The organism is Mesorhizobium sp. M0898 (assembly GCF_040319695.1).
Lineage (GTDB): Bacteria > Pseudomonadota > Alphaproteobacteria > Rhizobiales > Rhizobiaceae > Mesorhizobium.
This window is the reverse complement of record NZ_JAMYOE010000001.1, coordinates 64,739-90,845: the sequence shown is the minus strand read 5'-3', so window position 1 is coordinate 90,845 and position 26,107 is coordinate 64,739. Positions and strand designations below refer to the sequence as shown.

Annotated in this window: 21 protein-coding genes; 13 read left to right on the top strand and 8 right to left on the bottom strand. The window is 62.9% G+C overall.

What is annotated here, in order from left to right; translation table 11 throughout:
• Positions 1-128 precede the first annotated feature (128 nt).
• The 6 genes from bamA (at position 129) to lpxB (ending at position 7,090) form a co-directional block, all read left to right on the top strand.
• Positions 129-2,483: an outer membrane protein assembly factor BamA gene (gene bamA / locus NKH90_RS00450; RefSeq protein ID WP_352816495.1), complete on the top strand. Its 2,355-nt coding sequence runs from the start codon at positions 129-131 to the stop codon at positions 2,481-2,483.
• A 179-nt stretch (positions 2,484-2,662) separates the two neighbouring features.
• Positions 2,663-3,721, top strand: a complete 1,059-nt coding sequence (gene lpxD / locus NKH90_RS00445; protein WP_352816493.1) for a UDP-3-O-(3-hydroxymyristoyl)glucosamine N-acyltransferase — start codon at positions 2,663-2,665, stop codon at positions 3,719-3,721.
• On the top strand, positions 3,714-4,178 hold the full coding sequence (gene fabZ / locus NKH90_RS00440) for a 3-hydroxyacyl-ACP dehydratase FabZ (RefSeq protein WP_352502391.1): 465 nt from the start codon (positions 3,714-3,716) through the stop codon (positions 4,176-4,178). Before lpxD ends, fabZ begins: the two co-directional genes overlap by 8 nt.
• 13 nt (positions 4,179-4,191) lie before the next feature.
• Entirely contained in the window at positions 4,192-5,025 is an 834-nt protein-coding gene (lpxA, locus tag NKH90_RS00435; protein ID WP_352474276.1) for an acyl-ACP--UDP-N-acetylglucosamine O-acyltransferase, read from the top strand.
• Between the two features lie 6 nt (positions 5,026-5,031).
• On the top strand, positions 5,032-5,934 hold the full coding sequence (locus NKH90_RS00430; protein WP_352816489.1) for an LpxI family protein: 903 nt from the start codon (positions 5,032-5,034) through the stop codon (positions 5,932-5,934).
• The gene (gene lpxB, locus NKH90_RS00425; protein ID WP_352816486.1) at positions 5,924-7,090 is read left to right on the top strand and encodes a lipid-A-disaccharide synthase; all 1,167 of its coding nucleotides are present in this window, start codon (positions 5,924-5,926) and stop codon (positions 7,088-7,090) included. Before NKH90_RS00430 ends, lpxB begins: the two co-directional genes overlap by 11 nt.
• A gap of 111 nt (positions 7,091-7,201) precedes the next feature.
• Here lpxB and gltA read toward each other — a convergent pair whose 3' ends face one another.
• Both gltA and gltX read right to left on the bottom strand, forming a co-directional pair.
• Complete coding sequence (gene gltA / locus NKH90_RS00420; RefSeq protein WP_023674946.1) at positions 7,202-8,530, bottom strand: citrate synthase; 1,329 nt, start codon at positions 8,528-8,530, stop codon at positions 7,202-7,204.
• A 179-nt stretch (positions 8,531-8,709) separates the two neighbouring features.
• On the bottom strand, positions 8,710-10,131 hold the full coding sequence (gene gltX / locus NKH90_RS00415; RefSeq protein WP_352474272.1) for a glutamate--tRNA ligase: 1,422 nt from the start codon (positions 10,129-10,131) through the stop codon (positions 8,710-8,712).
• 96 nt (positions 10,132-10,227) lie between these two features.
• On the opposite strand from gltX, the gene NKH90_RS00410 reads away from it, so the two are divergent.
• Positions 10,228-12,693 carry a ComEC/Rec2 family competence protein gene (locus NKH90_RS00410; protein WP_352816483.1) on the top strand — a complete coding sequence of 822 codons (2,466 nt, stop codon included), beginning with the start codon at positions 10,228-10,230 and terminating at the stop codon, positions 12,691-12,693.
• Here NKH90_RS00410 and lexA read toward each other — a convergent pair.
• On the bottom strand, positions 12,687-13,421 hold the full coding sequence (gene lexA, locus NKH90_RS00405; RefSeq protein ID WP_023674949.1) for a transcriptional repressor LexA: 735 nt from the start codon (positions 13,419-13,421) through the stop codon (positions 12,687-12,689). The two genes, NKH90_RS00410 and lexA, sit on opposite strands and share 7 nt — an antisense overlap.
• Before the next feature lie 447 nt (positions 13,422-13,868).
• Between lexA and kynU the strand changes: the two genes are divergently transcribed.
• Both kynU and NKH90_RS00395 read left to right on the top strand, forming a co-directional pair.
• Positions 13,869-15,116: a kynureninase gene (gene kynU, locus NKH90_RS00400; RefSeq protein ID WP_352816480.1), complete on the top strand. Its 1,248-nt coding sequence runs from the start codon at positions 13,869-13,871 to the stop codon at positions 15,114-15,116.
• Positions 15,117-15,209: 93 nt separating this feature from the next.
• Positions 15,210-16,040 carry a hormone-sensitive lipase gene (locus NKH90_RS00395; protein WP_352816477.1) on the top strand — a complete coding sequence of 277 codons (831 nt, stop codon included), beginning with the start codon at positions 15,210-15,212 and terminating at the stop codon, positions 16,038-16,040.
• Positions 16,041-16,047: 7 nt separating this feature from the next.
• On the opposite strand, the gene NKH90_RS00390 is transcribed toward NKH90_RS00395, so the two are convergent.
• Genes NKH90_RS00390 through NKH90_RS00370 form a run of 5 tightly spaced genes read right to left on the bottom strand, consistent with a single transcriptional unit; the run spans position 16,048 to position 21,479 of the window.
• Entirely contained in the window at positions 16,048-17,253 is a 1,206-nt protein-coding gene (locus NKH90_RS00390) for a molybdopterin molybdotransferase MoeA (RefSeq protein ID WP_352816474.1), read from the bottom strand.
• Entirely contained in the window at positions 17,253-17,759 is a 507-nt protein-coding gene (gene moaC, locus NKH90_RS00385) for a cyclic pyranopterin monophosphate synthase MoaC (RefSeq protein WP_352474267.1), read from the bottom strand. The genes NKH90_RS00390 and moaC overlap by 1 nt, the downstream gene beginning before the upstream one ends.
• 2 nt (positions 17,760-17,761) lie before the next feature.
• A complete protein-coding gene (gene trpC, locus NKH90_RS00380) occupies positions 17,762-18,574 on the bottom strand; it encodes an indole-3-glycerol phosphate synthase TrpC (protein WP_352474266.1) in 813 nt (270 codons plus the stop codon).
• 5 nt (positions 18,575-18,579) lie between these two features.
• The gene (gene trpD, locus NKH90_RS00375; RefSeq protein WP_352474265.1) at positions 18,580-19,590 is read right to left on the bottom strand and encodes an anthranilate phosphoribosyltransferase; all 1,011 of its coding nucleotides are present in this window, start codon (positions 19,588-19,590) and stop codon (positions 18,580-18,582) included.
• On the bottom strand, positions 19,587-21,479 hold the full coding sequence (locus NKH90_RS00370; RefSeq protein WP_352816471.1) for a SurA N-terminal domain-containing protein: 1,893 nt from the start codon (positions 21,477-21,479) through the stop codon (positions 19,587-19,589). The genes trpD and NKH90_RS00370 overlap by 4 nt, the downstream gene beginning before the upstream one ends.
• 142 nt (positions 21,480-21,621) lie before the next feature.
• Between NKH90_RS00370 and tpiA the strand changes: the two genes are divergently transcribed.
• The 4 genes from tpiA (at position 21,622) to pyrG (ending at position 26,102) form a co-directional block, all read left to right on the top strand.
• On the top strand, positions 21,622-22,389 hold the full coding sequence (gene tpiA, locus NKH90_RS00365; protein ID WP_352474263.1) for a triose-phosphate isomerase: 768 nt from the start codon (positions 21,622-21,624) through the stop codon (positions 22,387-22,389).
• A gap of 163 nt (positions 22,390-22,552) precedes the next feature.
• On the top strand, positions 22,553-23,005 hold the full coding sequence (gene secG / locus NKH90_RS00360) for a preprotein translocase subunit SecG (RefSeq protein WP_352474262.1): 453 nt from the start codon (positions 22,553-22,555) through the stop codon (positions 23,003-23,005).
• Positions 23,006-23,204: 199 nt separating this feature from the next.
• The gene (locus tag NKH90_RS00355; protein WP_352685756.1) at positions 23,205-24,326 is read left to right on the top strand and encodes a L,D-transpeptidase; all 1,122 of its coding nucleotides are present in this window, start codon (positions 23,205-23,207) and stop codon (positions 24,324-24,326) included.
• Between the two features lie 147 nt (positions 24,327-24,473).
• Complete coding sequence (pyrG, locus tag NKH90_RS00350) at positions 24,474-26,102, top strand: CTP synthase (protein ID WP_352448839.1); 1,629 nt, start codon at positions 24,474-24,476, stop codon at positions 26,100-26,102.
• The last annotated feature ends 5 nt before the right edge of the window (positions 26,103-26,107 follow it).

Sequence of the window (26,107 nt, the reverse complement as noted above, 5' to 3'; positions counted from 1 at the left end):
AGGGTTAAGTAAATACAAATTAACCAGAAGCCTTGCGTGTAGGGAAAATCCGGTTAATACGGTAGGGGAAATTACCGCACGTCCGGTTTTCTCGCCGTGGGGACTTCGAGAAAAGGTACAAAAGCCCGATGAAGGCAGCATCCAAGTTTCTGAGCGCCGCGTCCGCGGTGGCTATGTCCGCCGCTCTGGTTGTACCAGGCGCGCTCGCAGTGCAGTTCGTTGCCACATCGGCCGCCGAGGCGGCTGTCGTCTCCAGAGTCGAAGTCACCGGCAATCAGCGTGTCGACGCGGACACCATCCGCAATTACGTGACGATCAAGCCCGGCAAGGCGTTTTCCAGTTCGGATATCGACGATGCGGTCAAGGCGCTGTTTGGCACCGGGCTGTTTTCGGATGTGCAGATCAACCAGGTCGGATCGACGCTGGTCATCAAGGTGTCCGAATACCAGGTCGTCAACCAGGTGCTGTTCCAGGGCAACAAGAAGCTCAAGGACAACGCGCTTGAGGCCGCGGTGCAATTGAAGCCGCGCGGCACCTTCTCGCAACAGCAGCTCGATGCCGATGTCGAGGCGGTCAAGGCCGCATACCGGCGTATCGGCCGCGACGATGCCGCCGTGACCACCCAGATCATGGATCTCGGCGACAACCGGGTAAACGTGGTCTTCAACATCAACGAAGGCGGCCGCACCCAGATCGCAGCGATCAATTTCGTCGGCAACAGCGCCTATTCGAGCCGCCGGCTGTCGGACATCATCTCCACCAAGCGTTCGTCCTTCCTGTCGTTCGTGCTGCGCGACGACGTCTATGACGAGGACAAGCTGCGCGCCGACCAGGAGCTGCTGCGCCGCTTCTATTATAATCACGGCTATGCCGACTTCCAGGTCGTCTCGGCTGTCGGCGAACTCGACGACACCACCAACAAATACACCGTCACCATCACGGTGCAGGAGGGCGAGCGTTATACGTTCGGGGATGTCAGCGTCGAAAGCACGATCCCCGAGGTCGACGCCAAGTCACTTGAATCGGTGGTCGAGACCCACAAGGGCGATGTCTACAACGCCAAGAACGTCGAGGACACGATCATCGCCTTGACCGAAAAGGTCGCTGGATCCGGCTATGCCTTCGCCCAGGTGACGCCGCGCGGCGACCGCAACTTCGAGAACCACACGATCTCGGTCGTCTATACGGTCGACCAGGGTACCAAGGCCTATATCGAGCGCATCGAGATTCGCGGCAACGATCGGACGCGCGACTACGTCATTCGCCGCGAGTTCGATGTCAGCGAAGGCGATGCTTTCAATCAGGTCCTCATCCAGCGCGCGAAGAGGCGGCTGGAAGCGCTCGATTATTTTGAAAAAGTCGAAATTTCCACCGTTCCGGGTTCTGAGCCGGACCAGGTTGTGCTGGTGGTGGATGTGGTCGAGAAATCGACCGGTGAGTTCACGGTCGGCGCCGGTTATTCGAGCGGCGGTGAAACGTCAGGTCCGTCCGTCGAAGGTTCCGTCAGTGAGCGCAACTTCCTCGGTCGCGGCCAATTCATCAAGGTGGCGGCGGGCGGTGGCAAGAACTCGCGCGACTACAGCTTCTCTTTCACCGAACCCTATTTCCTCGGCCGCCGGATCGCGGCCGGCTTCGACATCTACAAGCAGAGCCGAAACTACGACCATTACGACAGCGACACGACAGGCGCGACCGTTCGCTTCGGCCTGCCGATCACAGACAATATCTCGACGCAGCTGGCTTATAATATTGCGCAAGAGAAGTACGAGTTCGACGAGGGCTGTGACCCAAGCGCCGGTTGCAACGTCTCGCAAGCGATTGTAAACGGCGTTGAAGAGAGCCCGTGGCTCAAATCGTCGGTCAGCCTCGGCCTGGTCTACAACACCATCGACGACATGAAGAACCCGCATGACGGCCTCTATGCCAATGTCGGCACGGAAGTAGCCGGTCTCGGCGGCGACGCCAAATTCATAAAGGTCACGGCCCGCGGCAGCATTTATCAGACGCTGTCCGAACAATTGGACCTGGTGGGCCTCATTTCGGGCGGCGCCGGCCATGTCCAAGGCTATGGCAACGGCGATCTGCGTGTCTTTGACCATTTCCAGAGCAGCGACCGCATGATCCGCGGTTTCGAATATGGCGGCATCGGCCCGGTGGCATCTGGCCCCAGCGGTGATCACCTCGGCGGCACCACCTACTTCAATGCCTCGGCGGAAGCCCAGTTCCCGCTGCCGGTCATCCCGGAAAGCTTCGGCTTGCGTGGCGCTGTGTTCGCCGATGCGGCGACGCTCTATGGCAGCAAGCTCGCTAGTGGCCTTGTCGACACGTCGACTACCGGTATGGAATGGCGCGCCTCGGTTGGTGTCGGCCTGATGTGGGCATCGCCTTTCGGCCCGATCCGCATCGACTATGCGATCCCGGTCAAGAAGGAAAAGACCGACGACGTGCAGGAATTCAACTTCGGCATATCGACCCGCTTCTGATGTGCGGGCAATGATGCTTCCGGCTCGTTTGGATCCGGATGGCAGTGATCCGACACTACAGCGCAGCGCGTCCTATCGGACGCGCAAAGGACGTTGTAGCATTTTGATTTGCGCATGATCCTTTCCGAGGGTCGATTTCCGATTTCGGGGTCATGCGCTAGCTGGATATTGCTTCTGGAATGACCGATCCGGTGTTCTTCGCGCCCTCACGCCGGTATACGGCCGGCGAAGTCGCGAATCTGACCGGCTCGATGCTTGTTGATTCCGGTCTCTCCGATGTATCGATCGAGGCTCTGGCGCCCGCCAACGAAGGCGGCGAGAACGCCCTTGTCTTCGTCGATGGCAGGCGCAATTTCGCCCTGATGCAGTCACTGCGGGCGGCGGCGGTTCTCTGCCCTGCCGAATTTGCCGGCAAGGCGCCGGCGGGCATCGCGGTGCTGGTGCATCCGCGCCCGCAGCAGGCCTTCGCAATGGTCGGGCGTCTGCTTTTTCCGGCGGCTGCAACGCCTGGACCGATGACCGGCGAAACCGGTATCTCGGCGCACGCCCATATCGATGCGACCGCCCATGTCGAGGCCGGTGCGATCATCGAAGCGGGTGCGATCATCGGACCGCGCGCTGCCATCGGCAGCGGGACCGTCATTGCCCCGCATGCGGTCATCGGTCCGTCCTCGCAGATTGGCCGCGACGGCTATGTCGGTCCAGGTGCCAGCGTGCAATATGCGTTGATTGGCAATCGCGTCATCATCCATGGCGGTGCCAGGATCGGCCAGGATGGCTTCGGTTTCGTGGCCGGCGCCAAGGGTCCGGAGCGGGTTCCGCAGATCGGCCGTGTCATCATCCAGGACGACGTCGAGATCGGGTCGAATACGACCGTCGATCGCGGCGCCATGTCCGACACGATCATCGGCCAGGGCACCAAGATCGACAATCTGGTGCAGATCGCGCACAACGTTCGCATCGGCCGCAATTGCATTATAGCCGGGCTTTCGGGTATTTCCGGTTCCGTGACGGTAGGCGACAACGTCACCATGGGTGGCGGTGTCGGCCTTGCGGATCATTTGACCATCGGGTCCGGGGCCAAGCTTGCGGCAAGAAGCGGGTTTATGAGCAATGTGCCTGCCGGTGAGATTTGGGGAGGATATCCGGCGCAGCCGATGGCGGAAGCCATGCGCGAGATAGCGGCCTTGCGCAGACTTGCACGGACGCGCAAACAGGGTGAGGGGGGAAATGGCTGACATCGCAGCGGCGACGCTCGAAGCGGTTGACATAATGCGGCTGATGAAGCTCCTGCCGCACCGCTATCCGTTCTTGATGATCGACCGTATTGTCGACATAGATGGCGACGAATCCGCCGTCGGCATCAAGAACGTCACCATAAACGAGCCGCATTTCCAAGGTCATTTCCCCGACCAGCCGGTCATGCCCGGCGTGCTGATCATCGAGGCGATGGCGCAGACGGCCGGCGCCATCTGCATCCGCAGCCTTGGTACGGAAAAGCCGTCGCTGGTTTATTTCCTGACCATCGACAATGCCAAGTTCCGGAAGCCGGTCGTTCCAGGCGACCAGCTGAAAATTCATGTGAAGAAAATCAAGAAACGCGGCAATCTTCTCAAATTCGCTTGCGAGGCCCTCGTCGATGGCGCCAAGGCGGCGGAAGCCGAGATCTCGGCGATGATGGTCGCAAGCGGCTGACAAACGAATGCTAATGAAAATCCAGACAGTCATCCATCCATCCTCGGTCATCGAGGCAGGCGCCCAAATCGGCGAAGGCGCCCGCATCGGGCCCTTCTGCCACGTCGGCCCCGACGCCGTGATCGGCGACCGCGTCGAACTGGTCAGCCATGTCTCGGTGATTGGCGCGACCACCATCGGTGCATCGACCAAGGTCTATCCGATGGCGATACTGGGCGGGCCGCCGCAGAACACCAAGCACAAGGGCGGCCGTACCACGCTGGTGATCGGCGAGAACTGCACGATCCGCGAAGGCGTCACCATGCATGTCGGCACCGATTCCAGCCGCGGCGAGACGACGATCGGCGACAACGGCAATTTCCTTGCCTATGCCCATATTGCCCATGACTGCGTGGTCGGCAAGAACGCCACCTTCGCCAATCAAGCGACGTTAGGCGGGCATTGCGAAGTCGGTGACAATGTCTACATCGGCGGCCTTACCGCAGTTCATCAGTTTGTCCGCATCGGCGATAACGCCTTTCTCGGCGGTTGCTCGGCGATCGTCGGCGACGTCATTCCTTATGCCATCGCCGTTGGCAACCGTGCCAGCCTTCGCGGCCTCAACATCATTGGCCTGAAGCGCGCCGGCCTGCCGCGTTCGGAGATCCACTTGCTGCGCAAAGCCTACAAGACGATCTTCGATCGCTCCCGGACCGTCGGCGAAAACATCGAATTTGCCAAGGCGGAATTCGCCTCGTCGCCGACTGCCATGAAGATCGTCGACTTCATCGCCGGTCGCGGCAAGCGGCACTACGCCGTGCCGTCCCTCAAGGGTAGCGACGGCGACGACACCGATGATGAAGACTGAGGGCAGATGACGAAGATTGAGGCTGCCGGAAAAGGCCTTGATCTCGCGCCAGATGCCAAGGTCGGCATCATCGCCGGCGGCGGCAGTCTCCCGGTCGAAATTGCCCGAGCGCTCGCCCGGCAAGGCAAATTGCCCTTCGTCGTGATGGCGGCCGGCGAGGTCGATCGCATAGCCGATTTCGAGCCCTATGAGCAGGCAACCTTGAGGCTGGAAGACGTCGGCTCGCTGCTGCCGATCCTTAAGCGGCACCACGTCACGCATCTCGTAACCGCGGGTCATATCACGCGCCGCCCCAGGCTGAGCGCCATGCGCCTCAATTTGGGCCTGCTCGCGTGGCTACCCAGCCTCTTCGTCGGTGTAACCCGGGGGGACGATACGGTGCTGAAACTGTTCGTGCGCAGGATCGAGCGCAGCGGCATCAAGGTCGTCGGTGCTCACGAGATCGTGCCGGAGCTGGTCGCCGCCGAAGGCCTGCTGACCAAGACGGCGCCACGCAAATCCGACTGGCGCGACATCGAGGCGGCGTACGCGGCGGCAAAAGCCATCGGCGCGCTGGATATCGGCCAAGCGGCTGTTGCGGTCGGCAGCCGCGCCATTGCGTTGGAAGGCGTCGAAGGCACCGACGGGCTGCTCGAGCGGACAAGGGAGTTGCGCGGGCACGGCAGGCTGGCCGGCGGGAGCCGCGGTGTTCTGGTCAAATGCGCCAAGCCCGGTCAGGAACTGCGTGCCGATCTACCCTCCATCGGCCCGCTGACCGTCGAGGCGGCGCATGCCGCCGGACTGGCCGGCATTGCCGTCGAAGCCGGTCGCTCCCTAGTGCTCGAAGGTCCCGCCACCATCGGACGTGCCAATGCGCTCGGCCTGTTCGTGATCGGCCTGCCTGCTGCGGAGCCGGCGCATGGCGAATGAGCGGCCGTTGAAGATAGCCGTCGTCGCCGGCGAGGAGTCCGGCGACCTGCTTGGCGCCGACCTTGTGCAGGCGCTCAAGCGCATGACCGGGCGCGAAGTTCGGCTTGTCGGCATCGGCGGCCGCCATTTGCAGGCGCTTGGCCTGGCGCCATTGTTCGACGGCAGCGAGATCGCACTGATGGGGCTTAGCGCCATCCTGCGCGACCTGCCGCGCCTGATGCGGCGGATCGGCCAGACGGCAAACGCGATAGCCGGTGAAAAGCCCGATTGCCTTATCACCATCGACAGTCCGGATTTCTCGCTGCGCGTCGCCAAGAAGGTGCGTGCCGCCGATCCGACTATCCCGATCGTCCACTATGTCTGCCCGAGCGTGTGGGCGTGGCGGCCGGGCAGGGCGGCGGCGATGAAGCCATATGTCGATCACATTCTTTGCATCCTGCCGTTCGAGGTGAAGGAACTCGCTCGCCTGGGCGGGCCGCCCGGCACCTATGTCGGGCATCGCCTTGCACACGATCCGGGCATAATCAGTGCCGCAAGGGCGCAGGCGCAGCCGCGTGACCTGTCCGCAGATCACGTCAAAACGTTGCTTGTACTGCCAGGTTCGCGTCGTGGTGAGGTGCGACGCATGGTCGGGCCGTTCGGCGAGACGGTGTCGATCCTGCGGGCGCGCGGGCACCACTTGCGCCTGCTGTTGCCGACGGTGCCGCACGTCGCCGACCTGGTCAGGACCTCGGTCGCGAGCTGGGACGAGAAGCCGGAGATCATACTTGATGCCGAACGCAAATGGCAGGCCTTCGGCAAGGCCGATGCGGCGCTGATCGCGTCGGGGACGGTATCGCTGGAACTGGCACTGGCGAGTGTGCCGATGATCTCCTGCTACCGGCTCGATCCGGTCATGCGCATGGCGCAGCCGCTGATCAAAGTATGGAGCGCAGCCTTGCCCAATCTCATTGCCGACCGGCCGGTTGTGCCGGAACACTACAATCAATATGTGCGGCCGCATTATCTGGCGCGGCAGTTGGAAGCGCTGTGCTCCGATACCGCCTACCGCACCTGGCAGAAGCACGGTTTTGCCGACATTGCCGGGCGTATGGCAACCGCCAAGCCGTCAGGCGAGATTGCCGCGGGTGTGGTGATGGGGATGGTGAGGAAGTGAGTGAATTATGAATTGTGAATTGTGAATAGCGGTTTCTATGGACAGGGAGCGACGCTTCGCTACTCCCATTCACCATTCACCATTCACCATTCACCATTCACCATTCACCATTCACCGCTTCGCGATTGGTACGTAGTCCCGTTCCGGCGCGCCGGTATAGAGCTGGCGCGGGCGACCGATCTTCTGGTGCGGGTCCTCGATCATCTCCTTCCACTGCGCGATCCAGCCGACGGTGCGGGCGACCGCGAACAGCACGGTGAACATGGTGGTGGGAAAGCCCAGCGCCTTCAGCGTGATGCCGGAATAGAAATCGACGTTCGGATAGAGCTTCTTCTCGATGAAATAGGAATCGGTCAGTGCGATCCTTTCCAGCTCCATGGCGATGTCGAGCAGTGGATCGTCCTTGATGCCGAGCTCGCCCAGGACCTCGTGCGCGGTCTTCTGCATGATCTTGGCGCGCGGATCGTAATTCTTGTAAACGCGGTGGCCAAATCCCATCAATCGGAACGGATCGTTCTTATCCTTGGCGCGCGCAATGAATTCCGGGATGTGATCGACATGACCGATCTCGCCCAGCATGTTCAGGGCTGCCTCGTTGGCGCCGCCATGTGCGGGACCCCACAGGCAGGCGATGCCGGCAGCGATACAGGCAAAAGGATTGGCGCCCGACGAGCCGGCCAGGCGGACGGTCGAAGTCGAGGCGTTCTGTTCGTGATCGGCGTGCAGGATGAAGATGCGCTCCATCGCGCGGGCCAGCACCGGATTGATCTTGTATTCCTCGCAAGGCACGGCGAAGCACATATGCAGGAAATTGGCTGCGAAATTCAGCTCGTTCTTCGGGTAAATGAATGGCTGGCCGATGTGGTATTTATAGGCCATCGCCGCGATCGTCGGCATCTTGGCGATCAGCCGCATTGACGCGACCATGCGTTGATAGGGGTCCGAGATATCGGTGGAATCGTGATAGAAGGCCGACAGCGCGCCGACCACGCCGCACATCACCGCCATCGGATGCGCATCACGGCGGAAGCCGGTGAAAAAGCGCGACATCTGCTCATGCACCATAGTGTGGCGCGTCACCCGGTAGTCGAAATCGTCCTTCTGCGCCTTGGTCGGGAGTTCACCATAGAGCAAGAGATAGCAGACTTCGAGGAAGTCGCCGTGCTCGGCCAATTGGTCGATCGGGTAGCCGCGGTGCAAAAGAATGCCGGCATCGCCATCGATGAAGGTGATTTCCGATTCGCAGCTCGCCGTCGACGTAAAACCGGGATCGTAGGTAAAGACGCCGGCGGTGTTGTAGAGCGAACCGATATCGATGACGTCAGGTCCTACCGAACCACTTCGTATCTTGAATTCATGGGTTTTGCCGCCGAGTTCCAGCTTGGCCGTCGATGCCTGGGTTTTGCCGCCAAATTCCATTTTTGTCGCAGGTTCGGTCATAGCAAACTCCTTTTTGTTTCCTCAGGCCGGCAAAGGCAAAATATCTGAACCCAACACGTCAAAAGCATCGGAATACGCACATTTGCGCCCGCAATTGAATCTGCGCGGCAGATTAGGCCAAGACCCAATGTTGCACTGCGAAACACACCTTTCAATGCCAATCTTCTTGGGCCAGTTTGCTAATCGATTTGATCAGCGATCCGCGCCAGGCTTTCCTCGCGGCCAAGCACGGCAAGCACATCAAAGACACCTGGCGAGGTACTTTTGCCGGTGAGCGCGGCGCGCAAAGGTTGGGCCACGGCGCCGAGTTTATGGCCGGCGGCCTGCGCATAGTCGCGGATCGCGGCTTCGGCTGAGGCGGCAGACCACTCCGAAACCGTGGCTAGTGCCGCATGAGCGCCCCGCAGGATCGCGCGCGCCTCACCGCTGAGCAGCGCCGCCGCCTTCTCGTCGACCGGCAGCGGCCGTTCGACGAAAAGGAATGCAGCCCCTTCAACAAGTTCGACCAGCGTTTTGGCGCGCTCCTTCAGGCCCGGCAACGCGGCAAGCAGTTGCGCCCTGCGTCTGTCGTCGAGGCGAGCGGCGATTGCCGGGCCGCCTTCTAGATAGGGCAGAGTGGCGATGAAGATGTCGAGCAGCGCCGCGTCGTTCATCCGGCGCATATGCACGCCGTTAAGCGCCTCGAGCTTGGCGAAGTCGAAACGGGCGGCGCCCTTGTTGACGTCGCCAATGTCGAACCATGTAATCATGTCGGCGATCGACATGATCTCATCGTCGCCGTGGCTCCAGCCAAGCCTCGCCAGATAGTTGAGCAGCGCCTCGGGCAGGTAGCCCATGGCGCGATAGGCTTCGACGCCAAGCGCACCGTGCCGCTTCGACAGCTTGGCGCCGTCGGCACCGTGGATCAACGGGATATGCGACATCGACGGCACCTCCCAGCCCATGGCGTGATAGATTACGGTCTGGCGTGCGGCGTTGGTCAAATGATCGTCGCCGCGGATGATGTGGGTGATGCCCATGTCGTGATCGTCGACGACGACGGCATGCATGTAGGTGGGATTGCCGTCCGAGCGCAGAATAATGAAATCGTCGAGATCCTTGTTGGGAAAGCGCACGTCGCCCTGGACGCGGTCATGCACCACCGTCTCGCCGTCTGTCGGCGCCTTGATGCGGATCGCCCCCTTGGCGCCGGGCGGCGCCTCCGACGGGTCGCGGTCGCGCCAGCGCCCATCATAGCGGGGCGGAAGCCCCTTGGCTCGCGCTGCCTCGCGCATCGCCTCCAGCTCCGCCGGCGTCGCGTAGCAGTAATAGGCCTTGCCCACGCGCACCAGCTCCTCGGCCACCTCGCGATGGCGCGGCGCGCGCTCGAACTGCGAGACAGGCGCGCCGTCCCAGGTGAGTCCGAGCCAGGAAAGCCCGTCGAGAATGGCTGCCGTCGCCGCATCCGTCGACCGCTCACGGTCGGTATCCTCTATACGCAGCAGCATCGTGCCGCCCGTGTGCTTGGCGTACAGCCAGTTGAACAGCGCCGTGCGCGCGCCGCCAATGTGCAGATAGCCGGTGGGCGAGGGGGCAAAACGGGTGACGACCTTATCGGGCATGGAACTCTCAGGCGGGCGAAGGAAGTGGGTTTGCGGACTTTCGCGCGTTGCGCGTTCATGTAGCATAGGAGGTCGAGGGCGCAAGGGGCAGACCCGATGGCTGTGCGAGGCCGTGGTGCGGGCGAGGGCGAGGACGTTGGCAGCGACGTCAGCGAACGCTTGCTGTTTGCCGCTCCCCCGCCTGTCCTGCCGGCACCGGCATTGCTACCTGCTCCGCGCTTCGATGCTCCGTCGCTGCCGGCCAGCGACCCAGCAACGGTTCTCGTGCCCGCGGGCGAGCCTATCGTACGCCTGCGCAGGCGTTTCCGCCTCCCGTCACCGTCCCGTATCCGCAACAGCGTAACCACAGCGGCCGGTCTGGAACTCGACCGCGGCATCGCCTTCCTGCTGGTGCCGGTGTTCCTCGCATGCGGGGTGGTCGTTTATTTCGGGCTGTCGGTGGAGCCGGCCTTTCCACAGCCGATCGCAATCGCGCTCCTCGCGACCCTTTGTGCCGTCGTCTCGCGGTCATGGCCCAGGACGCGCCTGTGCTTCATGGTGGCGCTGCTCTGCGCGCTTGGCGTACTTGCCGCCAAGTTCGAAACATGGCGTGTCGGAACGCATATGCTCGGCTCCGAAATCTCGACGCGGCTGACGGGTCGCGTCGTATCGTACGAGCCCATGGCGAGCGGCCGCATCAGGCTGACAATCGATGTGATCTCAACCGCCAGGCCGACACTGCGCTACATGCCGGAACGGGTCCGCGTTTCGGCGATGAAGATACCGGCTGAGCTGACCGCCGGTTCCGAGATCACCGGCTATGTGCGGCTGCTGCCGCCGACCGGCCCGGTGCGGCCCGACAGCTATGATTTCTCCTTCGACAGCTATTTCGCCGGTATCGGCGGCAGCGGCTTTTTTCTCGGCAATCCGAAAATCGTGTCGTCGGACAGCATGCCGCTTGCCGCGCAGCTTTCTTCCGCGATCGAAGACGCGCGTGAATCCATCGCCGACCATATCCGCAGCCGCATCGGCGGTGCCGAGGGCGAGATTGCTGCTGCGCTGATCGTCGGCGTGCGCGCCGGCATTCCCGAGGAGATCAACGAAGCGATGCGGCGCACCGGCATCTACCACATCATCTCCATCTCGGGGCTGCATATGGCGTTGGTCGCCGGCACCATCATGGCGCTGCTGCGGGGTGCCTTCGCGCTGTTTCCCGATTTCTCATCGCGACGGCCGGTCAAGAAATATGCCGCGGCCGCCGCGCTTTTTTCGATTGCGGCCTACCTCGTCTTTTCCGGCATTGTCGTGGCGGCCGAACGCAGCTTCATCATGCTGGCGGTGATGCTTATCGCCGTGCTGTTCGACCGGGCCGCGCTCACCATGCGCAACCTGGCGATCTCGGCCATCGCGGTCATCCTGGTGTCGCCGCACGAGGTGGTCGGTCCGAGTTTCCAGATGTCCTTCGCCGCGACGGCGGCCCTTGTCGGCGCCTATGCAGGCTGGTCCGATTACCGCGCCGGCAGGGCCACCACGCCGCCGCCGCGGCAGTCGCCGCTACGCTTTGCCACTCGAAAGGTCCTGCTGGGCATGTGCGGTCTGGCGATGACCTCGATCATTGCAGGGAGCGCCACGGCGCTTTTCGCCATATGGCATTTCCAGCGCGTGGCGCCGCTCAGCCTGTTCGCCAATCTGGCCATCATGCCCATCGTGTCACTGGTCGTCATGCCCTTCGCCGTTCTCAGCGCGCTGGCGATGCCGTTCGGTGCGGATGGCCCTTTTCTCTATGTCATGGGCAAGGGGCTGACGGCGATGATCGCCCTGTCCGGGTGGATCTCGGAGCGCTCTCCGATCGATGCGGTCGGGCTGATTTCGCTGAGATCCGTCCTTCTGGTGACGATCGCCCTCGTCATTGCCAGCATGGCGACGACGTGGTTGCGGCTGGCGGCACTTCCTTTTGCGCTCGCCGGCTTGCTGACGGCAACGCAGACACGCATACCCGACGTATTGGTCTCGGAGGACGCACGGCTGGTCGCGCTGCCGATCGGCAGCGGTGAACTCGCGGTCAACCGGGCACGCCCGAATGAGTTCACCATCGACAACTGGAAACGCGCGCTCACATCAGAGGCTATCGTCGCGCCGGAAACACCTGGAAAGAACGACCCGCAATTCGACATTGCCGATCCGGCCGACCTACCGCCGGGCATGCCGTTCATTTGCACGGACGGCCTCTGCCTTGCCAGGCATCCATCCGGCGCGATCATCGCGCAAGCCAAGGACCGCGATACTGCGCGGCCAGCCTGCGCCTTTGCCAGCTTGATCGTCATCGACGACGCCACCGCCCATAACCCCTGCTACTACGACCGGCTGGTCCTCGTCGTCACCAAACGGCAACTGGCGCGCGCGGGAAGTGCCGCCGTCTATTTCGATCCACAAGCGGCAACACGCGCCGAGATCCGCTTCGCCGTCGAAAAATCATACCGGCCCTGGCACGTGCAGCGGAAATTTTCACGCGCGGCACGGGGCCTGCCGCCATACCGCCGGGCCGACAACCCCAAAGCCGGCGCCAAGGGCGGAGCTCAGTAGCGGCGGATCAGTCCGACGAGCTTGCCCTGCACCTTGACCCTGTCTGGTCCGAAGATGCGCGTCTCGTAGGCCGGATTGGCGGCTTCCAGGGCGATCGAGGCGCCCTTGCGGCGGAACCGCTTCAGCGTCGCTTCCTCCTCGTCGACCAGTGCCACCACGATCTCACCGGGGCTCGCCGTATCGGCATTGCGGATGATCACCGTGTCGCCGTCGAAAATGCCGGCCTCGATCATCGAATCGCCTTTGACCTCCAGCGCATAATGCTCGCCGCCCATGATCATATCCGGCGGCACCGAAATCGAATGCGTCTGGTGCTGGATGGCGTCGATCGGCACACCGGCAGCGATGCGGCCCATCACCGGGATCGAAACGGCGGCGACGACATCGTCGTCATTTCCGGCTGCGGGCACGCGCGACGATGTCGGCTTGCCTTGCCGAGGGGCGCCTTGCCCAAGACTGCCCTGGATGACACTCGGCGAGAACTTGCGTGCCGCATTGAGGCCGGGGGCGATCGAGTCAGGCAGGCGTAGCACCTCCAGCGCACGGGCCCGGTTGGGCAAACGGCGAATGAAGCCGCGCTCCTCCAGCGCCGTAATCAGCCGGTGGATTCCGGATTTGGAAGCCAGGTCGAGCGCTTCCTTCATCTCGTCGAATGAAGGCGGGATACCGCTTTCCTTCAACCTTTCGTGGATGAACATAAGCAGTTCGTGTTGTTTGCGTGTCAGCATAGCGACCCCCAACAGAATCAGAAAAACAAACCCAGAACAAACACTATCTGTTCCAGTTGTGTTCCGCAACTGTTTAAAGTTTAATGAATGCGTTAAGGCTCGGGAAACAAACGACGTCCCCTACCGGCGTACCGCATTTTCACCGCCGCGAGCCTCATCGCCTTGATTCTGCTTTCGTTTGCGCCCTTCTGGCCTCCTAGAAGGCGGCACTGGCATCGGCCGTCGGTCGGCAAAAGGCACGGAATTGAACCCGTATCGACTGTGCGGTTTGGTCAATGCACCGTGAACGAAACGAACTCAAAACGCCAACCTCGGGTTAAGTCCCGGTTTCCACCGCCTGGTCAGGCTGCTTCTCGCCGGTGGAGCCTTGCTGCGCGCAACCAAGTAATGGAAGAACAGTCGATGCGTGTCCGACGTTGCGTTGGATCTTGGGGGAGCAGACAAATCATGACAGGAATTCCCGATCTCGTGGCCATAAAGGCGATGGATGCCGCGGATCCGCTGCGCGCGATGCGCGACCGCTTTGTGTTGCCGCAAGGAGTGATCTATCTCGACGGCAATTCGCTAGGAGCTGCTTCACGTGCCGCTTTCGATGAACTGCACAAGGCCGCGACCGAAGAATGGTCGTATGATCTCATCCGCGCATGGAACACCGCCGGCTGGTTCAACATGCCGCTTGAACTTGGCGACCAGCTCGGGCGCCTGATCGGTGCCGCGGCCGGCCAGACGGTGGTCTGCGACACGACATCGGTCAACATCTACAAGCTGCTGCACGCCGCCATGGCCATGCGACCGGAGCGGCAGGTCATCGTCGCCGAGGGCGATAGTTTTCCGACGGACCTCTACATGGCTGAGGGTGTGGTTTCGACGCGAAAAGATACGCTGCTGCGCCTCTCGGGAGTCGACGCGCCGACCATCGAAGAGCTGATCGACGAACGCACCGCTGTGGTGCTGGTCAACCACGTCAACTATAAGTCGGGCGAACTGCGCGACATGCCGGCGCTGACGCGCAGGGCTCAGGAAGCCGGGGCGATGATCGTCTGGGATCTCTGCCACACCGCCGGCGCGATGCCAGTCGAACTCGACAAGGCAAACGCCGATTTTGCCGTTGGCTGCACCTACAAATATCTGAATGGCGGCCCGGGCGCGCCTGCCTTCATCTATGCGGCTGAGCGGCATCTTTCCGACATCCAGCAGCCGCTCACCGGCTGGTGGGGCCATGCACGGCCCTTCGCCTTCGAGCCAGGCTATGCGGCCGGCACCGGCATCCGCCGGTTTCTGTGCGGCACGCAGCCGGTCTTGTCGATGCGCACGCTGAAGGGCGCGCTCGACATCTGGAACGATGTCGACATGACGGCGGTGCGCAAGAAGAGCATCGCGCTGGCGGATCTGTTCATCGAGCTTGTCGAGGCAAAGTGCGGCACGTACGGGCTCACGCTCGAAAGCACGCGCGATGGGGAAAAACGCGGCAGCCAGATTTCATTCATGCATGAGCATGGCTACCAGGTCATGCGCGCGCTGATCGAACGTGGCGTGATCGGCGATTTTCGCGCGCCATCGACCATGCGCTTCGGCTTCACCCCGCTCTATATCGGCTATGCCGATGTCTGGCAGGCCGTCAAAGTGCTTGAGGACATCCTGCACACCGGTGCGTGGAAGGATGCGCGCTTCGCCATCAAAGCAGCTGTCACTTGAGATTGATGCAAGAGCTGGAATCGTGAGGCTGGCGACGACGCGCCGCGCGATGCTCACGGCTACGTTGCAAGGCCATGCCAGGGAGGGCGCAGGGTGTTCGAACGTCACATTGCCGATTGGGACAACGCCTATGCCAACGGCGCCAACATAGCCGGCAGCGATCGCTGGCCGGCGGCCTGGATCGAGCCCGCGCGGGTTTTCCGCGACGTGCTTTCGACCGAGGGCAGGGCGCGGCTCGACATGGCCTATGGCGACAACCCACGCAACCGGCTCGATCTTTTCCTGCCGGCCATCAAGCCCAAGGGACTCGTGGTGTTCGTTCATGGCGGCTACTGGATGGAATTCGACAAGAATTTCTGGTCGCATCTTGCCGCTGGCCCTGTTGATCGCGGCTATGCGGTGGCGATGCCGTCCTACACGCTCTGTCCGCAGATACGCATCGGCGGCATCGTCAAGGAAGTCGGCGCGGCGATCGGCAAGGCGGCGGCGATCGTTGCAGGGCCGCTGATGCTGACCGGGCACTCGGCCGGCGGCCATCTTGTTAGCCGGATGGTCACGGCGACGACGCCGCTGGCGCCCGAAGTCGTCCGGCGCGTTCGTCATGTGGTGTCGATCTCGGGGGTGCACGATTTGCGCCCGATCATGCGCACCGGCATGAACGAGACGCTGGCGATCGATGAGGCCGAGGCGCAGGCCGAAAGTCCGGTGCTGCTGCGCCCGATGGACAAGGCCCGCCTGACCTGCTGGGCCGGCGGCGGCGAGCGCGCCGAATTCCTGCGTCAGAGCGCGTTGCTGGCCAACATCTGGATCGGCCTGGGTACCGCGACCAGCTCGGTGGTCGAGCCTGACCGGCATCATTTCAACATCATCGACGGTTTGGCCGATCCAGACCATCCGCTGACCCGGACCTTGATTTCGGAGTGAGGCAGGTTCAGCGTAGCATCAGTACGTCGCAGGGGGAGCCCGCCGCCGCGGCAGGCGCGAACGGCGCGCGAACGATCAGCCCGTCGGCATCGGCCAGCATTTTCAGCATCGAGGAGTCCTGGATGCCGAACGGCGTCGCCACGAGCGTACCGGCGTCATCTATGACAACAGCCCGCAGATAATCTTGCCTGAGATCGTTGGCCGGCATGGCGGCACCGAGCCGTGCCCGACGTATATCCTGCTGAAAGGCGCGGCCGCCGAGCCGCGCCAGCAGCGGCTTCAGGAAGAGCTGAGTGCAGACCAGGCTTGCCACCGGATTGCCGGGCAGGCCGATGCAGCGAATGTCTCCCAGCCGCCCGAACATCAGTGGCTTGCCCGGCCGCATGGCGATCTTCCAGAAATCGAGCGTCATGCCTTGCCCGGTCAGCACCTCATGGACGAAGTCGTGGTCACCGACCGAGGCACCGCCCAGCGTGACGATGACGTTCGCGCCAGCCTTCACGGCCTTTTCAACCAGCGCAGCGATCGCCTCCCTGCGGTCCGGCGCGATGCCAAGGTCGAGCGCGCGTGCACCGACCGATTGTGCGGCAGCGGCGACACCATAGGCGTTGGAGGAGATGATCTGGTCGGGGCCAAGATCGCTGCCCGGCGGCAGTAATTCGTCGCCGGTGGCGATGATGGCGACCAGCGGCCGTTTGACCACGCGCACCTCGGGGTGATTGGCCGATGCCGCCAGCGACAAGGCCGCCGGGTCGAGCAGGCGGCCTTTGGGCAGCAGGACATCGCCCTTGGCGAAATCGAGCCCGAGGCGGCGGATGTTGCGCCCCTGCACCGTCCGTTCCGTCACTTCGACGCTGCCGCCACCGAGATCGCGGACGTTCTCCTGGATGACGATAGTGTCGGCGCCTTCGGGAAGCGGCGCGCCGGTAAAGATGCGCACGGCCTGCCGCTGCTGCACCGTTCCGGCAAAGCCGCGTCCGGCCGGCGCCATGCCGACCACCGAAAGCCTTGCCGGTACGGACGCGATATCGGCCGCCCGCACGGCATAGCCGTCCATGGCGGAGGCGTTGAACGGCGGCTGGGTGCGGAGCGCCACAACCGGCTCCGCCAGCACGCGGTCGGCGGCATCCAGCAGTGCGACGCGTTCGCCCGGCAGCGCTGCTGCGCCGTCCAGCAGGCGCTCGAGCGCCTCGGCAACTGGGACCAGCGCCATTATCGGCCTGCCTCGGTGGCCCCGTCTCCGGTGATCTTGTAGTCGCCGGATTTGCCGCCGGTCTTTTCAACCAGCCTTATGCCGGAGATGACCATGGCGCGGTCGACCGCCTTGGCCATGTCGTAGATGGTCAGGCAAGCGACCGAGACGGCACTCAGAGCCTCCATCTCAACGCCGGTCTTGCCGGTGACGCGGGTCAATGCTGTCACCTTCAGGCCGGGCAGCGCGGCGTCCGCCTCGATATCGACAGATATCCTGGTCAGCAGCAGCGGATGGCAAAGCGGGATCAGTTCATGCGTCTTCTTGGCCGCCATGATGCCGGCAATGCGCGCGGTGCCCAGCACGTCGCCCTTCTTGGCGTCGCCGGCGAGGATCATGTCCAGCGTCTCGGGCCGCATCGCGACAAAGCCTTCTGCGACTGCCGTGCGCACCGTCACAGCCTTGTCGCCGACATCGACCATGTTGGCTTCGCCCTGCGCGCCAAGATGGGTGAGGGTGGCCGCCATCCTCAAACGGCCTCTGCCGGCGCCTTGCCCGTCAACAGCAGGCGCGTTGCCGCGGCCACGTCCTGCTGGCGCATCAGGCTCTCGCCGACCAGGAAAGTCGCAATTCCGCTCTGCTCCAGCCGGCGGCAATCGTCGTGCGAAAAGATACCGCTCTCGCTGACCAGATGGCGGTCGGCCGGCACCATCGCTGCCAGCCGCTCCGAGGTCTGCAGGCTGGTTTCGAAGGTCCGGAGATTGCGGTTGTTGATACCGATCAGTCGCGACGACAGCTGCAGGGCGCGTTCCATTTCAGCCTCGTCATGCACTTCGACTAGCGCGTCCATGCCGAGCCCGAACGCTGTCGCTTCGAGTTCTCTTGCCAACGCGTCGTCGACGCTGGCCATGATGATCAGGATGGCATCGGCGCCCCATGCCCTGGCCTCGTAGACCTGATAGGGGTCGAACAGGAAATCCTTGCGCAGGGCAGGCAGCTCGACGGCAGCGCGCGCAGTGGTGAGGAATTCGGGCGCGCCTTGGAAGGAGGGTGCGTCGGTCAGCACCGAAAGGCAGGCGGCACCGCCCTTCGCATAGGCCCTGGCCAGCGCCGGCGGATCGAAATCGGCGCGGATCAGGCCTTTGGATGGGCTAGCCTTCTTGATTTCGGCAATCAGCGCGAACCTGCCGGATTTGCGCTTTGCTTCAAGGGCGGAAAGAAAGCCGCGCGGCGCGTCGGCATCCGTCGCCCGTGCCTTGATCTCAGCCAGCGGCACGCGCGCCTTGGCCGCCGTGATCTCGTCGCGCTTGTAAGCCTCGATCTTGCGCAGGATGTCGGACATGGTTTTTAACCGTTCGAAATCTCGATCAGCCTGTCGAGCACTTTCAGCGCGCGGCCGCTGTCGATGGCCTGCGCCGCCGTTACCATGCCGTCGGCGAGGGTCGTCGCTGTGCCGGCCACCACCAGCCCGGCGCCGGCATTCATCAGCACCGTATCGCGAAAGGCGCCGGCGGCGCCGCCCAGCATGTCGCGCAGTGCCTGGGCGTTGTGGGCGGCGTCGCCGCCGCGCAACTCGTCCTTGGTGTGCCGCTTCAGTCCGACGGCTTCCGGGGTCAGCGTAAAGCTGCGGATCTCGCCGCCGGCCAATTCGGCGACAAGTGTCTCGCCGGTGGTGGTGATCTCGTCATAGCCGTCGCCATGGACGATCCAGGCATGGTCGGCACCAAGTTCCTTCAACGTTTCTGCCACCGGCATGATCCATTCGGGCAGGAACACGCCGACCATCTGCCGTCTGACACTCGCCGGATTGGAAAGCGGCCCCAGCAGGTTGAAGATGGTGCGGGTTCCGAGCTCGACCCGGGTCGGGCCGACATGCTTCATCGCCGGGTGATGCGCCGGCGCGAACATGAAGCCAACGCCGGCCTCGTGGATGCAGCGGCCGATCGTCTCCGGAGGGATGTCGATCTTGACGCCCAATGCGATCAGCACATCGGCGGCGCCGGTCAGCGAGGACAGTCCGCGATTGCCGTGCTTGGCGACGGGCACGCCGCTGCCGGCGATGACGAAAGCGGATGCGGTCGAAATATTGACGCTGTGCGAATTGTCGCCGCCGGTGCCGACAATGTCGATGGCACCCTCGGGAGCTTCGACACGCAGCATCTTGGCGCGCATGGTGGCGACGGCGCCGGCGATCTCGCTGACGGTCTCACCGCGCACGCGCAATGCCATCAGGAAGCCGCCGATCTGGCCGGGGGTAGCATCGCCGGACATGATGATGTCGAAGGCCTCGCGCGCCTCCTCGAAGGAAAGAGCGCTGCCGGCGGCGACCTTGGCGATGTGGATCTTCAGCGCGCTCATCTGGCCAAGGCTTGGGTTACGGCCGCCTGATCGATGCGGACGTCATATTGCGTCTGCAACTGCGCGACCAACTGGTCGAGCAGGTCGTCGGACATGCCCGAGGTGAAGGACTTCTGTGCGTCCTGGGGCACTGAGCTGGCATCGGCCCCGGCAGGCTCGAACACCTCGGCAACCTTGAACAGGATCTGTCCGTCGCCCGTAGGTGAGGGGATCAACCCGGTGCCGCCTTCGCCGACGCCGAACATCGCGGCGGCGCCTTCCTTGCCGAAATCGACGTCGTCCGCATCGCGCTTGACGCCGCGCTTGGTCTGCTTTTCGAGCTTGAGCTCACCGGCGATCACCTCGAGCGTGACGCCAGCCTTGAGACGCTTCTCGAGCTCCTGTGCTTTTGCTGTGAGCCGTTTGGTGGTCTCCGCCGCGGTCCAGTCGGCCACGACCTTCTGGCGGACTTCGTCCAATGTGCGGTCGCGGGCAGGCGTGATCGCGCTCACGTCGTAGAAGACGAAGCCGTTATCGGCGGTGGTGAGGCCTTCATTGTCGGTTCCGGGTTCGGATTCGAACACCGCCTTGATGAGTGCCGGCGATTCCGGCAGGTCTTTGACAATGCTTCCATCCGGCCGTTGGCCGGTGCGGTCGATGGCATCGATGGTGACGACCTTCAGCTTCAATTTGGCGGCAGCCTCGGCGAGCGAACTGCCCGAGGCGCGCGTATCCTCGTAATTGTCGTGCACGTCCAGCAAGATGCGGCTTGCCTCGCCCAGTGCCAGGTCCTTGCGGATCTGCTCGGACACTTCGGCCAGCGGCTTCACCACTTCGGGCTTGATGTCGGTGACGCGCAGCAGAACGGGACCAAAGGCGCCCTGTACGACCGGGCTGACCTCATTGACGTTCAGTTTGAAGGCAGCATCGGCGACCGCCTTGTCGGCGATCTTGTCCTTGGCCAGCGTGCCGAGCAGCGTGTCTGCCGGCGTCTTGCCTTCGGCAGCGACGATCTTGTCGAAGGTCGCGCCGGTCCTGAGCGAATCGAGCGCCGCCTTTGCGGCATCAGGTGTCTTGAACACAAGCTGCTCGATGGTGCGCATCTCCGGCGTGGTGTAGCGCGCCTTGTTCTTATTGTAGTCGTCGCTGACCTGTTGGTCGGTCACCGCGCTCAAATCCATGATGTCTTCCGGTTCGAGCCTGACATAGGAGAACTTACGGTATTCGGGAGCGGCGTAGGTTTTCTTGTTTTCCTCGAAATAGGCCGAAAGCGCGCTGTCGGACGGCGCTTCTATCGGTTCGACCAGCGATTTCGGCAAGGTCAGGTAGTCGATGGTGCGATCTTCGCCGCGATAGAGCGCGACCGCCTTGAAGAATGTATCCGGGACCTTGAGGCCGTCCGAAACCGCCTCGACGATCTGCTGGCGGACCGCGACCTGGGCGCGGTTCTTCAAATAGTCTTCCGGCCGCATGCCGACCTGCCGAAGCAGGTACTCGAAGGTTCTCCTGTCGAAGGTTCCGGCAGGCCCTTTGAACGCCGGGTCTTCACGCGTCAGTTCGGCGAGCCGGTCCTTGGACAGGCCGAGGCCGAGCTTGCGGGCCTGCTCGTCGAGGACGGCACCCGACACGAGTTGCGCCAGCACCTGGTTGTCGATGCCGAGCGCCGTCGCTTGCTCACGGCTGATGCGCTGGCCGAATTGCTGCGACATGACGCTGAGCTGGCGATCGTAGGCGAGGCGGTATTCGTTGATCGAGACCTTGGTGCCTCCGGCCGTAATCACGGCGTCATGGCCGGCAAGACCGCCCATCAGCCGCCCCGAGATGCCCCAGATGGCGAAGCTCAACACCAACAATGACAGCAGCAGTTTCGCGACCCAGGTCCCCGCCGCGCTTCTCAACATACCAAGCATGAGTACTTCCGATTTTTGCGCATTTCGCATGCGCCGAGTCTGAAACAAGCGCAATAGCGCCCTTCCTGCCCACTGTCGATTGCTTTGTGGCCTGATTTTGATAGTGAGGGCCAGCTGGAAATTGCCCGGAGAAACAAATCCCATGACCACTGGAATCCGCCCGCTCGTCGCCGGCAACTGGAAAATGAACGGCACCAGCGCCTCGCTCAACGAGATCAGGATGATCGGCAACGGCTTCATGAGTGGGCTCGACGCCGAGACCGAAGCGGTGGTCTGCGTGCCGGCGACCTTGCTTGCGCACGCCGCCGAGATTCTGTCGCGCACGCCGGTGCGGGCCGGCGGAGAGGATTGCCACACCGAGGAGAGCGGCGCCTATACCGGCTGCATTTCGGCCGAGATGCTGAAGGATGCAGGTGCCAGCCATGTCATCGTCGGCCATTCCGAATGCCGCGCCGATCGCAAGGAGGACGATGCCTTGGTCCAGGCCAAGGCCTCCGCCGCATGGCGCGCCGGGCTGGTGGCCATCATCTGCATTGGTGAGACAAGAGCCGAACGAGAAGCAGGAGCCACGCTCGACGTGCTGTCGCGCCAGGTCGCTGGCTCGGTCCCGCCAAACGCCACGGCTTCCAACACCGTCATTGCCTATGAGCCAATATGGGCGATTGGGACCGGCTTGACCCCGACCGCCGCCGACGTCGCCGAGGCACATGCGCATATCCGCGAAGAACTGGCACGGAAGCTCGGCAATACGGCGGCCAAGATGCGCATTCTCTACGGCGGCTCGGTCAAGCCGTCCAACGCCATCGAGTTGCTCGGCGTCAGGAATGTCGATGGCGCGCTGGTCGGCGGCGCCAGCCTAAAGGCGGCGGACTTCCTCGGCATCGCGGAAGCCTATCGAAACATCGCTTGATACAAGGGCTGGTTGCTGCATTTGAGCGGACGGCCGGCGTCGAAATCGTTGCAAAGGACGCATTGCTTCCCATATTCCGGCCACGGGCTTGGAAATGCCGTCAAAGCATTGTATTGAGCCGCCTCCAAATCAGCGGCCGCACAAGGCCTTGCCAGGGTAAATTATGGAAACCGTACTGATCGTCGTCCACCTCATGGTCGTGCTCGCGCTTGTCGGCGTGGTGCTGCTGCAGCGCTCCGAAGGCGGCGGCCTCGGCATCGGCGGCGGATCGGGCTTCATGACCGCGCGTGGCGCCGCCAATGCGCTGACGCGGGCGACGGCGATCCTGGCTGCCGCTTTCTTCGTCACTTCGCTGACACTGTCGATCGTTGCGCGCTATGGCGAGAAGCCGATCGACATTCTCGATCGCGTGCCGGCGACCTCGGACGGAGCAGGCAAGGGCGTACTCAACCAATTGCCTGGAACCACGACGCCGACGCCGCCGTCGGGCACCACGGCGCCGACCCCGCCGTCCGGCAATGGCGCGGCAACGACGCCGCCGCCAACCGCTCCGGCGACGCCGCCAGCGACAAACGGCGCCACCGCGCCGGCTACGCCGCAGGTCCCCAACCAGTAATAGGGCAACTTATGCCGCGATCTGTTGTCGTTTGAACACAGTCGCGGCAAATGCCGCACGATCACGAAGATTCGACTGCGCCTCACGCTTGAGGCGCTTCCGGCTAATCGATTATACGTTGCACGCGGCATTCTCGGCGTCCTTGGGGGGCGCCGGGCGACGCCGTGGGCAACAAGCATTGAACGATCGGATCTTCCCCATGCAGCTTCGCAGCTTCATTTTTGCCGGCCTTTGTGCCGTGCTCAGCCTAGGTGCGCCCGCTTTCGCGGCCATGCCGACGGCAAACTCGGCCCACAAAGCCGCAACAACAACCGACGTCGTCAAGGTCGCTGCCAAAAGCGATGCAGCGCAATTGAAGCTTCTCAAGAAGAAGAAAGATCCGACGCCGGACGACCTTGCGCAGATCCGCAAGATCGAAGCCAAGATCGCAGCCGACAAGGACGCCGCTCGCGCCAAGGCACTCGAAGCCAGGAAGCTGGCGATGCGCGAGGCGGCGAAAGCCAAAGCCGATGCGGAACGCCAGGCGTTCCTTGCCAAGAAGAGCCAGCCGCTCGCAACGGCCAAGGTGGCTGACGCCACGCCGGCCAAGAAGAAGACCGTCAACATCATCGAACCGATTACGCCCATTGCGCCGATCCAGTCGGCCGAGCCGATCCCGGCCGAGGCCATGAACGTTGCGCTGACCGGCAACAATGGCGAGTTGCGCAGCGAACCGGTCGGGCAGAAGCCGCAGAGCGTCGGGCTGTTCGCGGGACTGTTCGGCGGCACATCCTCTTCGTCGATGTCGCTGCTTCCGGAAACACGCGCGCTCGACGCCGCGCTCGAAAGGAAGCAGGCCAAGCGGCAGTTCAAGGTCAAGCCGGAATTCGTGCCGCAGGAGGTCGAATTCACCGGCTACAACCCCGGCACCATCGTCATCGATACCAGCGCCCGTCGTCTCTACCTCGTCGAATCATCGTCAACCGCCCGCCGTTATGCCATCGCGGTCGGCCGGGAAGGCCTGCAGTTCAAGGGTACGGTTGCCGTCGGCGACAAGCAGGAATGGCCGCGCTGGATTCCGACGCTGGATATGCAAAAGCGCGAACCCAAGCACTATGGCCAGTACAAGGACGGCATGCCCGGCGGCGGCGACAATCCGCTCGGTGCGCGCGCCATCTATCTTTACGACGGCAAGAAAGATACCCACCTGCGCATTCACGGCACCATCGCGCCGCAGTCAATCGGAACCAGCGCCTCCAATGGCTGCTTCCGTATGATCAACGAGCACGTCATGGACCTTTACCGCCGGGTGAAAGTAGGCACCAAAGTCGTCATCATCTGACGCTTTGACAGATCGTGCCAAAAGGGCCGGCCTCGCCGGCCCTTTTGTTTTGATACGCCAACGACCAGAGCGCCTTCTTGGGAAAAAGCCTTCGCGGCGGTTTTTTCTCTGGCGGAATCAATTCGGCCGCGTTAAGCGATGACTCCCATGGCGCGATATGTATTCATCACAGGCGGCGTGGTTTCCTCACTTGGAAAAGGCATTGCTGCAGCGGCCCTTGGGGCTCTCTTGCAGGCGCGGGGCTATCGCGCACGCATCAAAAAGCTCGATCCCTATCTCAATGTCGATCCCGGCACGATGTCGCCCTATCAGCACGGCGAAGTCTTCGTGACCGATGACGGGGCCGAGACCGATCTCGATCTTGGCCATTATGAGCGCTTCACCGGCCGCTCGGCCAACCAGCAGGACAACATCACCACCGGCCGCATCTATAAGAACATCATCGAGCGCGAGCGGCGCGGCGACTATCTCGGCGCTACCGTGCAGGTCATTCCGCACGTCACCGACGAGATCAAGAATTTCGTCCTCAACGGCAATGACGACTACGATTTCGTGCTGTGCGAGATCGGCGGCACCGTCGGCGACATCGAAGCGATGCCGTTCCTGGAGGCGATCCGCCAGCTCGGCAACGACCTGCCGCGCAACAACGCCGTCTACGTCCACCTGACCTTGATGCCTTACATTCCGACGGCAGGCGAACTGAAGACCAAGCCGACGCAGCATTCGGTCAAGGAGTTGCGCGGCATCGGCATTGCACCCGACATACTGCTGGTCCGCGCCGACCGGCCGATCCCCAAGGAAGAGCGCAGAAAGCTGTCGCTGTTCTGCAATGTCCGCGAAAGCGCCGTCATCCAGGCGCTCGACGTCCCGCATATCTACGACGTGCCGATGGCCTATCACAATGAAGGGCTGGATTCGGAAGTGCTGGCGGCCTTCGGCATCGATCCGGCGCCGAAGCCGCGCATGGAACGGTGGCAAGCGGTGTCCAACCGCATCCACAATCCGGAAGGCGAAGTGACCATTGCCGTCGTCGGCAAATATACCGGCCTCAAGGACGCCTACAAATCGCTGATCGAGGCGCTGTCGCATGGCGGCCTCGCCAACCGGGTCAAGGTCAAGCTCGACTGGATCGAAAGCGAGATATTCGAGAAGGAAGACCCGGCGCCGTGGCTGGAGAAGGTCCATGGCATTCTCGTCCCCGGCGGTTTTGGCGAGCGCGGCTCGGAGGGCAAGATCCTGGCGGCGAAGTTCGCGCGCGAACGCAAGGTGCCGTATTTCGGCATCTGCTTCGGCATGCAGATGGCCTGCATCGAGGCGGCGCGTTCGCTGGCCGGCGTCGAGCACGCATCATCGACCGAGTTCGGTCCAACCGAGGAGCCGGTTGTCGGCTTGATGACCGAATGGCTGAAGGGCAACATGCTGGAAAAGCGCAGGGAAACCGGCGACCTTGGTGGTACCATGCGGCTCGGTGCCTACCAGGCCGACCTCGCCAAGGGATCGAAGATCGCCGAGATCTATGGCGACACCCAGATTTCCGAACGCCATCGCCACCGCTACGAGGTCAATGTCGACTACAAGGAGCGGCTCGAGGATTGCGGCCTGGTGTTTGCCGGCATGTCGCCGGACGGCGTGCTGCCGGAAACGGTCGAATATCCCGACCACCCCTGGTTCATCGGCGTGCAGTACCATCCCGAGTTGAAAAGCCGGCCGCTCGATCCGCACCCGCTGTTTGCCAGCTTCATCGAGGCGGCGGTAGAGCAGTCGCGGCTGGTCTAACTAGC

What these genes read in the sequence shown, in the direction of transcription:
- bamA (WP_352816495.1), top strand. Translation starts at nt 129, where the DNA reads ATGAAGGCAGCATCCAAGTTTCTGAGCGCCGCGTCCGCGGTGGCTATG.
- lpxD (WP_352816493.1), top strand. Translation starts at nt 2,663, where the DNA reads ATGACCGATCCGGTGTTCTTCGCGCCCTCACGCCGGTATACGGCCGGC.
- fabZ (WP_352502391.1), top strand. Translation starts at nt 3,714, where the DNA reads ATGGCTGACATCGCAGCGGCGACGCTCGAAGCGGTTGACATAATGCGG.
- lpxA (WP_352474276.1), top strand. Translation starts at nt 4,192, where the DNA reads ATGAAAATCCAGACAGTCATCCATCCATCCTCGGTCATCGAGGCAGGC.
- NKH90_RS00430 (WP_352816489.1), top strand. Translation starts at nt 5,032, where the DNA reads ATGACGAAGATTGAGGCTGCCGGAAAAGGCCTTGATCTCGCGCCAGAT.
- lpxB (WP_352816486.1), top strand. Translation starts at nt 5,924, where the DNA reads ATGGCGAATGAGCGGCCGTTGAAGATAGCCGTCGTCGCCGGCGAGGAG.
- gltA (WP_023674946.1), bottom strand. Translation starts at nt 8,530, where the DNA reads ATGACCGAACCTGCGACAAAAATGGAATTTGGCGGCAAAACCCAGGCA.
- gltX (WP_352474272.1), bottom strand. Translation starts at nt 10,131, where the DNA reads ATGCCCGATAAGGTCGTCACCCGTTTTGCCCCCTCGCCCACCGGCTAT.
- NKH90_RS00410 (WP_352816483.1), top strand. Translation starts at nt 10,228, where the DNA reads ATGGCTGTGCGAGGCCGTGGTGCGGGCGAGGGCGAGGACGTTGGCAGC.
- lexA (WP_023674949.1), bottom strand. Translation starts at nt 13,421, where the DNA reads ATGCTGACACGCAAACAACACGAACTGCTTATGTTCATCCACGAAAGG.
- kynU (WP_352816480.1), top strand. Translation starts at nt 13,869, where the DNA reads ATGACAGGAATTCCCGATCTCGTGGCCATAAAGGCGATGGATGCCGCG.
- NKH90_RS00390 (WP_352816474.1), bottom strand. Translation starts at nt 17,253, where the DNA reads ATGGCGCTGGTCCCAGTTGCCGAGGCGCTCGAGCGCCTGCTGGACGGC.
- moaC (WP_352474267.1), bottom strand. Translation starts at nt 17,759, where the DNA reads ATGGCGGCCACCCTCACCCATCTTGGCGCGCAGGGCGAAGCCAACATG.
- trpC (WP_352474266.1), bottom strand. Translation starts at nt 18,574, where the DNA reads ATGTCCGACATCCTGCGCAAGATCGAGGCTTACAAGCGCGACGAGATC.
- trpD (WP_352474265.1), bottom strand. Translation starts at nt 19,590, where the DNA reads ATGAGCGCGCTGAAGATCCACATCGCCAAGGTCGCCGCCGGCAGCGCT.
- NKH90_RS00370 (WP_352816471.1), bottom strand. Translation starts at nt 21,479, where the DNA reads ATGCTTGGTATGTTGAGAAGCGCGGCGGGGACCTGGGTCGCGAAACTG.
- tpiA (WP_352474263.1), top strand. Translation starts at nt 21,622, where the DNA reads ATGACCACTGGAATCCGCCCGCTCGTCGCCGGCAACTGGAAAATGAAC.
- secG (WP_352474262.1), top strand. Translation starts at nt 22,553, where the DNA reads ATGGAAACCGTACTGATCGTCGTCCACCTCATGGTCGTGCTCGCGCTT.
- NKH90_RS00355 (WP_352685756.1), top strand. Translation starts at nt 23,205, where the DNA reads ATGCAGCTTCGCAGCTTCATTTTTGCCGGCCTTTGTGCCGTGCTCAGC.
- pyrG (WP_352448839.1), top strand. Translation starts at nt 24,474, where the DNA reads ATGGCGCGATATGTATTCATCACAGGCGGCGTGGTTTCCTCACTTGGA.